The 15,048-nt window shown below is 75.6% G+C and carries 1 protein-coding gene; it reads right to left on the reverse strand.

Going from position 1 to position 15,048, the window contains the following annotated elements:
• Nucleotides 1-17: 17 nt before the first annotated feature.
• Nucleotides 18-15,011 (reverse strand): non-ribosomal peptide synthetase, encoded by a 14,994-nt coding sequence (locus ACZ4Z1_RS31550; RefSeq protein ID WP_468490067.1) that lies wholly within the window; start codon nucleotides 15,009-15,011, stop codon nucleotides 18-20.
• Between the last annotated feature and the right edge of the window lie 37 nt (nucleotides 15,012-15,048).

The following is a 15,048-nucleotide window of genomic DNA, read 5'->3' on the forward strand; positions in this document are numbered from 1 at the left end:
CTCGTCGTGCTCGGTCGCTAGCGCTTGTCATCGGTGAATCCGGCTTCCAGCTCGTCGATCTGCCCCTGGGCGAGATCGAGGAGGCCGAAGTCGGAGGGGGTGTGGCCGCCCGCCGCCGGGTCGGTGGTGTGCGCGGCCAGGCCGGCCAGCAGGTCCAGCCAGGCCCGGCCGACGCGCTCGGCCGACGCGTTTGCGGTGTGGGCGGCCCGGCCGAGCGTGAGGATCAGTTCCGGCTCGTCCGGGGTGCCCCGGAGGACGGCGTTCGCCTCCAGGTCGTACGGGGCTCGCAGGTCCGGCCGGGCCGTGCCGCCGGCCGCGGCGGGGCCGGCCGGCTGCCAGGGCGTGTCCGCGGGTCCGGTGCGGGTCCGGTCCCGGTGGGTGAAGGAGAGGCGGGGTTCCGGCAGGGCGTCCGGGACCGTGCCGGCCCCGGGGTCGGCACGCAGGTGTTCCTTGACGGCCTTCAACAACGTACCGGCCGCCGGTCCCCCTGCCCAAGCCCCGTCCAAATCGGCGCCGGACAGGTCCAGCCGTAGGGGGCGGGTGCGGGTGAACCTGCCGACCGTGCGGGCCAGTTCACCGCCGTCCGCGTCGGCTCCTGGCTGCCGGCCGTCCGTCTCGACGGCCACCAGGACGCTTTCGCCGGCCTCTTCGCGGGCGACCGCGCCCGCCAGGGCCGCGAGCAGCACCTCGTGGATGTCGCAGTGGTAGAGGGGCAGGGTCCGGTGCAGCAGGGTGGCCGTGGTGTCGCGCGGTACGGTCCACGAGCGCCGGTGTGCGGCGGCGTGCGGCTCCGGGAGCCGTCCGGCCCTTTCCGCTTCGGCCGGCTGCCCGTCCAGATCCGCCGCCCACCGGCGGTAGGACGTGCCGACGGGGGCGAGTTCCGGTACGGCACCGGCCGCCACGGCGGCGCAGGCTGCCGCGAGGTCGGCGACCAGGATGCGCCAGGACGGCTCGTCCACGACGAGGTGGTGGGCCGCGAGGGCCAGCCGGCCGGTGCGCCCGGTCCCGGCGTCGAGCCACACGGCACGGAGGGCGGGCCCCGCGGCAGGGTCCAGCTGTTCCGCGGCCTCGCGGCCCGCCCGGTCCGCGACGGTGTCCAGGTCGCCGTCGGGGATGCGGGTGCCGTCGATGCGGATGACGGCGGATGCGGCGTCCACCGTGCCGCGTTCACCGGCCACCAGCGCCGGGTGCCCGTCCTCGCCCGGCTCCACTCGGGCCCGCAGCATGTCGTGCGTGTCCAGGACGGCGGCGAGTCCGGCGGTCAGCGTGTGCGTCCGGAGTCCGGCCGGCGCGGTGACGACGAACCATTCGGCGAGGCCCCGGTCGAAGGCGTGCCCGCCGAGCGCCCGCACGGCGGGGGTCGGCGCGATCGCGCCCGTGCCCACGTTCCCGGCCGCCCGTGCGCGCTCGGCCGCCTGCGCCGATTCCACGGCCTCGGCGAGGCGTTCGGGTGTCGGCTGCTCGAAGACCTGACGGGGCGTCAGGGCCAGTCCGGCGCGGCGGGCCCGGGAGGCCAGCTGCATCGACATGACGGAGTCGCCGCCGACGTGGAAGAAGTTGTCGTCGATGCCCACCCGTTCGAGGCCGAGCACCTCGGCGAACAGGGTGCACAGCGTCTCCTCCACCGGGGTGCGCGGTGCGCGTCCGGAGACCTGCCCGGCGAAGTCCGGCGCGGGCAGCGCCGCGCGGTCGGTCTTGCCGTTCGGGGTGAGCGGCAGCCGGTCCAGCGGCACCAGGGCCGCGGGGACCATGTACTCGGGCAGCCGCTCGGCGACGTGGGCGCGCAGGGCGGCCAGCAGCGCCCCGGTGTCGCGGCCCGCGGCCGGCGCGTTGGTCCACACCCTCAGCGGGGCCTCCGGGCCGGCGGTGCCCCCGGCGGGTACGTACGTGTCCACCGGCGCGCTGCCGTCGGCCAGTTCGGCGCGGACGAACGTGAGGTCCAGCGTCTCCGGCGTGCCGGTGGACCAGGTGGCGCCGACCCAGTAGCCCAGGCTCTCCCCCAGCTCGTGGAACGCCTCGACGTCGGGGGCGTCGCCGCCCGGCGGGCGGTGGTCTCCCGTACCGCCGCCGGACGTCAGCCGCGCCGGGTCCCCGCCGTCCTGGACGGTACGGGCGAGCGCCGCCTCGTACGCGACCCGGGTGTTGGGCACGCCGGTGACGCGCAGCCGGTCCGGGCGTTCGCCGTCCAGGTGGCGCCGCAGCGCGGCGAGGCCGCCGTCGTGTGCCGCCCAGTCCCGCTCGGGCGCGCCGCCGAGGGAGAGCACGGCGGCTCCCCGCTTGTGCAGCGTCACGTCGTAGCGGTACCGGGTCAGCTCGTTGTGGTGGTGCCCGCGCTTGAGGCGGATGTCCACGCCGGCGGTGTCCGGCAGCCGGTCCCGCAGCGCGGTGAAGAACTCCGGGTCGACCAGGAGTTCCTTCTCCAGTACGACGCTGCGCTCCACGGCCCGCCGCAGTGCGGGCATGTCGCCGTCATGAGCCGCGCGGCCCACGTGCACGGCGGTGGCCAGGGCCCGCAGGAGGCGGACGTTGCGTACGTCGCCGACGAACAGCGCGCCGCCCGGTGCCAGCAGCCGTACGGCCAGTTCCACGACTTCTTGGAGGTACCCGGCGTTCGGGAAGTACTGCGCGACCGAGTTGAGCACGATCGTGTCGAAGTACCCGGCGGGCAGTCCGTCGGCCTCGTGTGCCGCCTGGGTGCGCAGCTCGACCCGCTCCGCCAGCTCCTTGTCGGCGCTCACGTGCCGCCGCAGTTCCTCGATCGCCGAGGCGGAGAAGTCGGTGCCCCAGTACGTCTCGCAGTCGGGGGCGAGCCGGGACAGGAGCAGGCCGGTGCCCACACCGATCTCCAGCACCCGGCGCGGGCGCAGGGCGCGGATGCGGGCGACGGTCTGCGCCCGCCATTCGCGCATCTGCTCCAGTGGGATGGGCTGCCCGTCGTAGCTGCTGTTCCACCCGGCGAAGTTCTCGCCGAGGACGTCGGACCCGGGGTTGGCGTGCAGCGTGTCGTACAGGTCCTGCCATTCGCCGACCTGTTCCTGTTCGAGCCGCTCGTCGCGGTCCCCGGTGGCCGTGTCCGCGACCACGTAGCCGACCAGGCGGCGTTCGCCCGGGCGGTCCTCGCGGGCCACCACGACGGCCTGGGCGACGGCCGGGTGGGTGGCCAGCGCGGCCTCCACCTCGCCCGGCTCGACGCGGTACCCGCGGACCTTGACCTGGGCGTCGGCGCGGCCGACGAAGACCAGCTCGCCGTCCGGCGTCCAGCGCGCCACGTCGCCGGTGCGGTACATCCGCTCGCCGGGCACGAAGGGGCAGGCCACGAAGCGTTCCCCGGTCGGCCCGGGGCGGTCGAGGTAGCCGCGGGCGAGGTTGACGCCGGTGACGTACAGCTCGCCGGCGACGTCCGGCGGGACCGGCTGGAGGAAGGCGTCGAGCACGTACGTACCGGAGTTGGCGACCGGCCGGCCGATCGGCACCACCCCGGCGTCCGGTGTCAGGGGTGCGCTCATCGCCGCGCACACCGTCGTCTCGGTCGGCCCGTACGCGTTGATCATCCGCCGGGAGCCGGCCCAGCGGGCGGGCAGCGCCGGCGGGCAGGCCTCGCCCGCCACGGTCAGGGTCTCCAGCGACGCGGGCAGTTCCTCGGCCACCGCCAGCACGCTCGGCGGGACGGTGGCGTGGGTGATGTCCCAGCGGCGCAGCGCGGCGCCCAGCGCCACGTGGGGCGGCAGCCCCTCCGGGCCGGGGACGACCGAGGCCGCGCCGGACAGCAGGGCCATGCACAGTTCGGAGACCGCGGCGTCGAAGCTCAGCGACGCCATCTGCAGGACCCGGGAGTCCGGTGTCACGGCGAACCGTTCGATCTGGGCGCGCGCCAGGTTCCCCACGCCCGTGTGCGGGACGACGACGCCCTTGGGCCGTCCGGTGGAGCCGGAGGTGTAGGTGACGTACGCGGCGTGGGCCGGGCGCAGCGGCGCGGTCCGTTCGGCGTCGGTCAGGGGGCCGCCCGGCAGCGCGGCGATGCGGGCCGCCACCGCCGTGTCGTCCAGGACGACGACGTGTCCGGCGTACCCGTCCGGTACGGCGTGGCGGGTCTGCGTGGTGCACAGCACCACCGGCGGTCCGGCGTCGGCGAGGACGTACGCCACGCGCTCCGCGGGGTGTGCCGGGTCCACCGGTACGAAGGCGCCGCCCGCCATCGACACGGCCAGCACGGCGGTCACCATGGCCGCCGACCGCTGCACGGCCACCGCGACCCGCTGCTCCGGCCCGACGCCGAGCCCGGTCAGGCAGCGGGCCAGACTGCCGGCCTCCTGGGCCAGTTCGCCGTAGGTCAGCGTGCGGTCGTCCGTGACCAGCGCCGTCGCGTCGCGGGTCTGCGCGGCCTGACGGGTGAACAGCTCCGGCAGCGTGGCGGCCGGGGCGGGCACCGCCGTCCGGTTCCACCGCGTCTCGACCAGTTCGCGTTCGTCCTCGCCGAGCAGCCGGACGCGGCCCACGGGCGTCATCGGGTCCGCGACCACCTGTTCCAGGGCCCGGACCAGCGCGGCCTGCATCCGCTCGGCGCGGGCGCGCGGGAAGACGTCCGGGCGGTAGATGAAGTCGCCCTGTGTGCGCTCGCCGGGCGCCACGATCCAGGTGAGGGGGTAGTGGCCGCGGTCCTCGGGGATACCGGCCGGGCGTACGGCGAGGGAGTCCGGGTCGGCGGGCGACTCGGGCGGCTGCGGGTAGTTCTCGTAGACCACGAGCGTGTCGAAGGTCGCGGCGGGCCCGGCGAGGTGCTGGATCTCCGGCAGGCCGACGTGCTGGTGGGCCATGAGCGCGGTGCGGCGCCGCTGGAGGTCGGTGAGCAGCTCGGCGGCCGGCTGCGCGCCGTCCAGGTGGACCCGTACCGGCAGCGTGTTGATGAACAGGCCGATCATCGACTCGACGCCCGGCAGCTCGGGCGGGCGGCCGGCGACGGTGGTCCCGAAGACCACGTCGTCGCGGCCGGTGAGCCGGGCCAGCAGGAGGGCCCACATGCCTTGCAGCACGGTGTTGGCCGTCAGGCCGAGGCCGCGGGTCAGCTCGGTCAGCCCCCGGGTGAGGTCGTCGGACAGCTCGAAGCGGATGCGTTCCGGCACGGCGGGCGCCCGGACCAGTTCGGCCGGGACCACGCTGGTCGGTTCGTCCACCCCGGCCAGTTCGGCCCGCCACGCGGCCCGGGCGGCCTCCTTGTCCTGGCGGTCCAACCAGGTCAGGTACTCGCGGTAGGAGGTGGCCGGCGGCAGCGTGCGGTCGTGGCCGCCCGCCGCGTACACGGCCGCCATCTCGTTGATGAGCACCGGCAGCGACCAGCCGTCCTTGACGATGTGGTGGCTGGTCAGCACGAGCATGTGCCGCCGCTCGGCGAGCCGGACCAGCAGCAGCCGCAGCAGCGGCGCCACCGTCAGATCGAGCCGGTGCTCACGGTCGCTGTCGGCCAGCGTCCGAAGGGCGGCCGGTACGTCGTCGGCGGGCAGCCCGGACAGGTCCGCCTCGCGCCACGGCAGTGGCACGTCACGGGCGATGACCTGCACGGTCTCGCCCGACGCGCGCGGGTGGAAGCTGGCCCGCAGGGACGGGTGCCGGAGCAGCAGCGTCTCCCAGGTGGCCCGCAGCCGGGCGACGTCGAGCGGGCCGGCCAGCTCCATCATCCGCTGGCCCTCGTAGATGTCGGGGCCCTCCTCGTCGAAGGCGGCGTGGAACAGCAGCCCTGCCTGGAGGGGCGACAGCGGCCAGATGTCGGCCAGGGACGGTACGGCGGCCTCCAGTTCCTCGACGGCGTCCTGGGTCAGTTCCAGGAGGGTGAAGTCGGAGGGGGTGTGCCCGCCCGCGCCGGGACCTTCTGTGTGTGTGGCCAGACCGGTGAGGGCCGCGAGCCAGTCCTGCCCGAGCCGCTGCGCCGCGTCCTCGTCCAGGAGTCCGCCGGGCCAGCTGAGGGTCAGGGTCAGTGCGGGCCCGTCGGGGCCGTCCTGGACCACCGCGCCCGCTTCGAGGGCGTGCCGGGCGGGCATGTCCCCGTCCACGGAACCGCCGAGCGCCGTCTCGCCGGCCATTTGCCAGGGCTCCACCGTCTCGGGTGCGGCTCCGGCGGTGAACCGGCCGAGGTAGTTGAACGCGATCTGCGGGGCCGCGAGCGCGGCCAGCTCCGGGCCCGTCTCCGGGTTGAGGTGGCGCAGCAGCTCGTATCCGAGACCGTCGCCGGGCACCGCACGTGCCTGTTCCTTGACGGACTTCAGCAGCGCGCCGGCCGCGGGCCCGCCCGCCACGGCCTGGGCCAGGTCGAGGCCGGCCAGGCGCAGCCGCAGCGGGTGTGTGCTGGTGAACCAGCCGACCGTACGGGAGAGATCGGCGCCCGCGACCGGCTCGCGTCCGTGTCCTTCGATGTCCACGAGGACTCCGGCACCGGTGTCCTGGCCGCGCCGCTCCTGCCGCCGGGTCACGGCGGCGGCCAGCGCGGCCAGCAGCACGTCGTGGACGCCGCAGTGGAAGGCAGCCGGTGTCCTGGCCGCGAGGACGGCGGCCGCGGTACCGGGGACGGTCCAGGTGAGGCGGCGGACGGTCGCCGCGGTGTCCTGCTCCGGGTCCAGGGCGCGGTCGCCCACCAGCGGGTCGGGACCGTCCAGCAGGGTGGTCCAGTGCTCCAGTTCGGCGGTGCGCGCGGGGTCCGCCGCCTGTTCTGTCAGCAGGGCCGACCACTGTTTGAAGGCCGTACCGACCGGGTCGAGGTCCGGTTCCCGGTCCGCCGCCACGGCTTCGCAGGCGGCTTGCAGGTCCGGCATGAGGACGCGCCAGGAGACGCCGTCCACGACCAGGTGGTGGACGGCGAGGACCAGCCGGCCGGTCCGCGCGGGACCGGCGTCCAGCCACACCGCCCGCACCAGTACACCGTCGGCGGGCGCCAGGCGCCGTACCGCCTCCCGCGCGGCCCCGTCCGCCAGCCCGTCCAGGTCGTCGTCCGGTACGTGCGCGGCGTCGATGCGGCTGACCAGCGCGGTGGCGTCCACCGTGCCGCGCGGGGAGACGCGCAGCGTCGGCTCGGGGCCGTCGGTCACACGGGCCCGCAGCATGTCGTGCGTGTCCAGTACGGCGGCCAGCCCGGCGGCCAGTACGTCCTCGCCGAGCCCGGCGGGGGCTCCCACGACCGCCCACTGTGCGAACTCGCCGCGCGTGGCGGCCGGGATGCCGAGGGCCCGTACGACCGGGGTCCAGGCGACCTCGCCCGCCCCGTCGTCCGTTGCCCCGGCGTCCGCTGCCCCGCGCCCGGATCCGGCGTCGTCCCCGGCCGTCTCGGCCACCTCGGCCAGCCGCTCCGGGGTCTTCTCCTCGAAGACCTGCCACGGCGTGACGATCACCCCGGCGCGCCGGGCCCGCGCCACCAGTTGCAGCGACATGATCGAGTCGCCGCCCAGTGCGAAGAAGCTGTCCGCCACGCCGACCCGGTCCAGGCCCAGCACCTCGGCGAACAGCGCGCACAGGGTCTCCTCGGTCCCGGTGCGCGGGGACCGCTCCGAGGCGCGTGCGGCGAAGTCGGGCGCGGGCAGCGCGGCCCGGTCGACCTTGCCGTTCGCGGTCACCGGGAGCGCGTCCAGGACCACCACGGCTGCCGGGACGAGGTATTCGGGCAGCAGCCCGGCCACGTGCCCGCGGACCGCCTCGGCGTCCACGGGCGTCCCGTCCGGCACGACGTACCCGATCAGCCGCCGCTCGCCGGGCCGGTCCTCGCGGGCCGCCACCACGGCCTGGGCGACCGCCGGGTGCCCGGCCAGCGCCGCTTCCACCTCGCCCGGCTCCACCCGGTAGCCGCGCACCTTGACCTGGGTGTCCGCCCGCCCGGCGAAGACCAGTTCGCCGTCGTGCGTCCAGCGCGCCAGGTCGCCCGTACGGTACATCCTCCCCCGGCCTTCGGCCGGGGGGACCCCCATGCCGGGCGGGAACGGGCAGGCGACGAACCGCTCGGCCGTCGCACCGGCACGGTCGAGGTAGCCGCGCGCCAGGCCGGTGCCCGCCAGGTACAGCTCACCGTCCACACCGGGCGGTACGGGCCGCAGGAACGCGTCGAGCACATACGCCCGGCGGCCGTCCAGCGGGCGCCCGATCGGCAGCACGTCGTCCGTCACGGGCTCACCCGGCCGGAACTGCCGCCAGGTGGCGCACAGGGTGGTCTCGGTCGGTCCGTACAGATGCCGTACGGACACCTCGGGGCACGCCTCGCGTACACGGGCGACGGACCCGGCCGGGACCACATCGCCGCCGGTCAGCACCTCACGCAGCCCCGCGAAGCACTCCGGGTCCTCCTCGGCGACCACCCGGAACAGGCCCGCCGTGAGGTGCACGGACGTCACACCCGCCGCCACCGCCTCGCGTACGCGCCGGGCATCGACCGTGCCGGGCCCGGCGACCACCACGCGGCCGCCCGTGGCCAGCGGCGCCCAGATCTCGTACAGGGAGGCGTCGAAGACGTGCGGGGCGTGCGTCAGCACCGCGTCGTCCGGGCCGAGCGACCAGCCGCGCTCCCCCGCCAGAGCTGCCACGCTGCCGTGCGGCACGCCCACCCCCTTCGGCACACCGGTGGAGCCGGAGGTGTACATCACGTACGCCAAGTCGCCTGCGCCCAGCGGCGGTTGCGGAGCCGAAGCCTTCGCCACGGCCGCCCGTACATCCGGCGCGTCCAGTACCACCACCTGCCCGGCCACGTCCGCCGGAACCGCCGCCCGCGTCGCCCTGGTGCACAGCACGGCCGACGGCCCCGCATCGGCCAGCAGGAACGCCACCCGCTCCGCCGGGTACCCGGCGTCCACCGGCACGTACGCGGCTCCCGCCTTCCACACCGCCAGCAGCGACGTGACCAGATCGGCGGACCGCTCCATCACCACCGCGACCCGGTCACCACGCCCCACGCCCAGATCACTCAGGTGCGCGGCGAGGCGGCCCGACTCGGTGTCCAACTCGCCATATTGGACGGTTCGCCGCCCGTCCGTCACGGCGACCGCCGTGCGGGCCCGGGCCACCTGTGCGGCGAAGAGTTCCGGCACCGAGGCGGCGGACGGCTGCCCGGCTGCCGCCGGGTTCCATTCCGTCACGGCACGGTGGTGTTCCGGTGCGGCCAGTACGCCGATCCGGCCGACGGGTGCCCACGGGTCGGCCACGACCTGTTCCAGTACGCGCACGACGCGCTCCCCCAGCTGCCGGGCCTCGCGCCGGTCGAACAGGTCCGGGCGGTACGTCACGTAGACGCGGAGCCGGTCGCCGGGGACGACGCCCACGGCCAGCGGGTAGTGGGTGCCCGCCACCAGGTTCGCCTGGGAGATCGTCACCTCGCCGCCCGCCCGCATGGAGCCGGACAGGGTGGCGGTGGTGCGCGGGTAGTTCTCGAACATCAGCATGGTGTCGAAGACCGCGCCGGGGCCGGCCAGGCCCTGCACCTCCGGCAGGCCGAGGTGCTGGTGGGCCAGGAGCGCGGACTGGCGCTCCTGGAGGCCGGTGAGCATCCGCAGGACCGGCTCGGCGCCGTCGAGGCGTACCCGTACCGGCTGGGTGTTGATGAACAGGCCGACCATCGACTCGACGTCGGGCAGCTCCGGCGGCCGGCCGGAGACCGTGCCGCCGAACACCACGTCGGTCCGCCCGGCCAGGCGTGCCAGCACCATCGCCCAGGCGCCCTGCACCACGGTGTTGACGGTCAGGCCGTGCTGCCGGGCCAGGTCGGTCAGGGCCCGGGTGCCGTCCTCGGAGAGTTCGGCGGCGCCGGTCTCCGGCTCCGCCGGGGCCCGGCCCTGGTCGGAGCGGGCCACCAGCGTGGACTCCTCGGCGCCGGCGAGTTCCGTCTGCCAGGCGGCCCGCGCGGCGTCCTTGTCCTGTTCGTCCAGCCACGCCAGGTAGTCGCGGTACGAGGTGGTGCGCTTCAGGTCCGTGCCGTCGCCGCCGGCGGCGTAGGCCGCGCCGAGTTCGTCCAGGACGATCGGCATCGACCAGCCGTCCAGGAGGATGTGGTGGCTGGTCACCACCAGGAAGTGCCGGTCCGCTGCCAGGCGTACGAGCAGCAGCCGCAGCAGCGGGGCCGTCGCGAGGTCGAAGCGCCGGGCCCGCTCGTCGGCGGCGAGGCGTTCCAGCGCGGCCTGCCGCTCGGGTTCCGGCAGTGCCGACAGGTCCGCCTCGCCCCAGGGCAGTTCCACGGCCCCGGCGACGACCTGCACGGTGTCGCCGGACTCCCGCTGGTGGAAGCTGGCCCGCAGCGCGTCGTGCCGGGCCAGCAGCGTCTGCCAGGACGCGCGCAGGCGGGCGGCGTCCAGGGGGCCGGTCAGTTCCAGCAGCCGCTGGGTCTCGTAGACGTCCGGGCCTTCCTCGTCGAAGGCGGCGTGGAACAGCAGCCCTTCCTGGAGGGGCGACAGCGGCCAGATGTCCGCCAGGGCCGGCACGGCGGTCTCCAGCGCTTCCACGCTCTCCTGGGTGAGGTCCAGGAGCGGGAAGTCGCCGGGGGTGTGCCCGCCCGCGCCGGGTCCTTCGGTGTGGGCGGCCAGGCCGCCGAGGAGGTCCAGCCAGGCCTGGCCGAGCCCGGCCACCGCGGTCTCGTCGAGGAGGGCGGCGGGCCAGCTCAGCGCGAGGTCCAGGGCCGGGCCGTCGGGGGTGTCGCGGACGACGGCGCTCGCCTCCAGGGCGTGCTGGACGGGCAGGTCCGGCGCGGCCGTACCGCCGATCGCGGTGGCACCGGCCGTCTGCCACGGGCCGACGGAGCCGCCGTCCGCGCCGGCGGTGAACCGGCCGAGGTAGTTGAAGCCGAGCTGCGGGGCCGGGAGGGCGGCCAGCGCGGGGCCCGTCTCCGGGTTGAGGTGGCGCAGGAGTTCGTACCCGAGCCCGTCGCCGGGTACGGCGCGTGCCTGTTCCTTGACGGTCTTGAGCAGCGCGCCGGCCGCGGGTCCGCCGGTGAGGACCTGCGGCAGGTCGATGCCGGAGAGGTCCAGGCGGACCGGGTGGACGCTGGTGAACCAGCCCACCGTGCGGGACAGGTCGGTGCCGTCGAGCGGTTCCCGGCCGTGCCCTTCGACGTCCACCAGGAGGCCGGTGCCGGTGCCGGGCCGCCAGTGCGCGACGGCGCCCGCCAGCGAGGCCAGCAGCACGTCGTGCGCTCCGCAGTGGAACGCCGCCGGGGCGCGGTTGAGCAGGGCGGCGGCCGCTTCGCCGGTCACCGTCCAGGAGCGGCGGCACAGGGTGGCCGCGGTGTCCGTGTCCGGGTCGGGCGTGCGGGTGCCGAGCTGCGGGGCCGTGGTGTCGAGCAGGGTGGCCCAGTCGGCGAGTTCGGCCGTGCGGGCCGCGTCGGACGCCTGGGCGGCGAGGAGTTCGGCCCAGCGGCGGAAGGAGGTGCCGACGGGGTCGAGTTCGGGCGCTTCCCCCGCGGTCACGGCATCGCAGGCGGCCCGCAGGTCGGGCGCGAGGATGCGCCAGGACACGCCGTCCACGACCAGGTGGTGGGCGACCAGGGCCAGTCGCCCGGTCCGGTGCGGACCGGCGTCCACCCACACCGCCTGGACCATCACGCCCGCGGCCGGGTCCAGCCGGGCGGCGGCCTCACGGGCCGCGTCCTCGGCGATGCCGTCCAGGGCGCTGGCCGGCGCGTCGGTGGCGTCGGTACGGGTGACCAGCGCGGCGGCGTCCATCGCGCCGCGGCCGGGCACGTGCAGGGTGGGCCGCTCGCCGGTGTCGGCGCGGGCGCGCAGCACGGCGTGAGTTTCCAGTACGGCGGCCAGCCCCGCGGTCAGCGCGTCCGTGCCCAGTCCGGCCGGCGCCCCCATGATCATCCACTGGGCGAAGCCGGGACGGGCGGCGCGCTCCCCCAGGGCCCGCATCACGGGCGTCCAGGGGATCTCGCCGTCGCCCGGGTCGGACGCCGCGCGGGCCGCGGCACCGGTGCGCGTCGCCACCGCCGCCAGCCGCCCGGCCGTCTTGAGGTCGAAGACCTGCCGTGGGATCAGGACGAGTCCGGCGCGGCGGGCCCGCGACACCAGCTGCATCGAGCCGATCGAGTCGCCGCCCAGCGCGAAGAAGCTGTCGTCGACGCCCACCCGGTCCAGGCCGAGCACCTCGGCGAACAGGCCGCACAGGACCTCCTCGGCGGGCGTCCGCGGCTCCCGGCCGGACACCCGTCCCGCGAAGTCGGGGGCGGGCAGCGCCACCCGGTCCACCTTGCCGTTGACCGTCACCGGCAGGGACGGCAGCACCAGCACGGCCGCCGGGACCATGTAGTCCGGCAGCACCTTGGCGAGGTGCTCGCGGATCTGGCCCGCGTCCGCCTCCTGCCCGTCGGGCACCACGTAGCCCACCAGGCGCCGTTCGCCGGGGCCGTCCGCGCGGGCCACGACCACGGCCTGGCCGACGGCCGGGTGCGCGGCCAGCGCCGCCTCCACCTCGCCCGGTTCGACCCGGAATCCGCGCACCTTGACCTGCGCGTCCGCCCGCCCGACGAAGACCAGCTCACCCTCGGGCGTCCAGCGCACCAGGTCACCGGTCCGGTACATCCGTCCACCGGAGGCGAACGGGCACGCCACGAAGCGTTCGGCGCTGAGCCCCGCCCGCTGCCAGTAGCCCTGTGCCAGGCCGGTCCCGGCGACGTACAGCTCGCCGACCACGTCGGGCGGTACGGGCTGCAGGAACGCGTCCAGGACGTACACCTGCCGGTTGTCCAGCGGGCGGCCGACCGGCAGTTCCCCGCCCGCGTCGTCGCCGGGCCGCAGCACGTGCCAGGTGGCGCACAGCGTGACCTCGGTGGGCCCGTACAGATGCCGTACGGACACCTCGGGGCACGCCGCGCGCACCCGCGCCACCGATGCCGCCGGCACCACGTCACCGCCGGTCAGCACCTCGCGCAGCCCCGCGAAGCACTCCGGGGCGTCCTCCGCGACCACCCGGAACAGCCCCGCCGTGACGTGCACGGCCGTCACCCCGCCCGCCACGGCCTCGCGGATCCGCTGCGCGTCCACCGCGCCCGGCCGCGCCACCTCGACGCGGCCGCCGGCCACCAGCGGCGCCCAGATCTCGAACAGCGACACATCGAAGGCGTGCGGCGCGTGCGTCAGCACCGCGTCGTCCGGGCCGAGGGACCAGCCGCGGCCGCCCGTCAGCGCCGCCACGCTCCCGTGCGGCACGGACACGCCCTTCGGCACGCCGGTGGAACCGGAGGTGTACATTACGTACGCCATGTCCTGTGCGGTGAGCGGCACTTGGGGCGCCGGGCCGTCGTGGCCCGCGGTGTCCGGCGCGTCGAGCACCACGAGCCGGGCGTCCGCGTCCACCGGGACCGCCGAGCGCGTCGCCTCCGTGCACAGCACGGCCGCCGGCCGCGCATCGGCCAGCATGAAGGCGATCCGTTCCGCCGGGTACCCGGCGTCCACCGGCACGTACGCCGCACCGGCCTTCCATACCGCCAGCAGCGCCACCACCAGGTCGGCGGACCGTTCCATCACCACCGCGACGCGGTCCCCGCGCGCCACACCCGAACCGTCCAGGTACGCGGCCAGCCGGTCCGATTCGGCATCCAGCCCGCCGTACGTCAGCGTCCGCCGCTCGTCCCGGACGGCCACGGCGTCCGGCGCCGATGCCACGCGCCGCGCGAACAGCTCCGGCACCGACGGCCCCGCCGCCTCCGCCGCCGTCGCGTTCCAGCCCTCGACGACCAGGTCCCGTTCGTCCGCGTGCAGGACGCCGATGCGGCCCACCGGTGCCGACGGGTTTGCCACCATCTGCTCCAGCACCCGCACGAGGCGGGCGAACACGGCCTCGGCGCTACGGCGGTCGAACAGGTCCGGGCGGAAGTCGAGCTTGCACAGCATCCGTTCACCGGGCACGACGACGAGCGTGAAGGGGTAGTGGGAGGTCTCCCGCCCTTCGAGGAAGCGCAGGGTGAAGGCGTCGGGCCCGGTGGCCCCGGCGGGCGCCGCCGGGTAGTTCTCGAACACCACCAGCGTGTCGAAGACCGCTCCGGGCCCGGCCAGCTTCTGGATCTCCCCCAGGCCCAGGTGCTGGTGGGACATGAGCGCGGCCTGCCGCTCCTGAATGCCGGCCAGGAGCCGGTGCAGCGGCTGCCCGCCGTCGATCCGGGCCCGGACCGGCAGCGTGTTGATGAACAGGCCCACCATCGACTCGACACCGGGCAGTTCGTCGGGGCGGCCGGCCACCGTGGCACCGAACACCACGTCGTCGCGCCCGGCGAGCCGCGCCAGGAGCAGCGCCCAGGCGCCCTGCACCACGGTGTTCACCGTCAGCCCGTGGGCGCGGGCCAGCCCCACCAGGCCGCGCGTCAGGTCCTCGGGTATGTCGCCGGTCAGGCTCTCGGGTACCACCGGCAGCCGGGCCGGGTCGGCCGGTGCCACCAGGGTCGGCTCGTCGTTGCCCGCCAGTTCGGCCCGCCACGCCTGCCGGGCGGCGTCCTTGTCCTGCCGGTTCAGCCAGGCCAGGTAGTCACGGTAGCGGGCCGCCCTGGGCAGGCCGCGGGCGTCGCCGCCCGCCGCGTACACCGTGGTCAGCTCGTTGAGCAGCACCGGCATCGACCAGCCGTCCACCAGGACGTGGTGAGAGGTGATGACCAGCCGGTGCCGTTCGGCACCGAAACGGATCAGCAGCAGGCGCAGCAGGGGCGGCACCGCCGGGTCGAACCGCTCGGCCCGCTCCTCCGCGGCCAGCCGCCCGGCCTCGGCGGCCGCCGCCGCCCCGCCCAGACCCGAGACGTCGGCCACCCGCCACGGCAGCCTCACCTCACGTGCGACGACCTGTACCGCGTCGCCCGACCTGCGCCGCCGGAAGCCCGCCCGCAGCACCGGGTGCCGGGCGACCAGCGCCTCCCAGGAGGCGCGCAGCCGGTCCGCGTCCAGCGGGCCGTCCAGGGCCAGTGAGCGCTGGCCCTGATAGACGTCCGGGCCCTCCTCGTCGAAGGCGGCGTGGAAAAGCAGCCCTTCCTGCAACGGCGAGAGCGGCCACACGTCCTCGACAAGAGATCGGGTCATCGCTTACTCCTCAAAACGGCATGCGTTCATCGGGCTA

This window comes from Streptomyces sp. NPDC030165 (genome assembly GCF_055573595.1).

Excerpts from the sequence above, each read along its gene's own strand:
- ACZ4Z1_RS31550 (WP_468490067.1), bottom strand. The coding sequence starts at position 15,011 with ATGACCCGATCTCTTGTCGAGGACGTGTGGCCGCTCTCGCCGTTGCAG.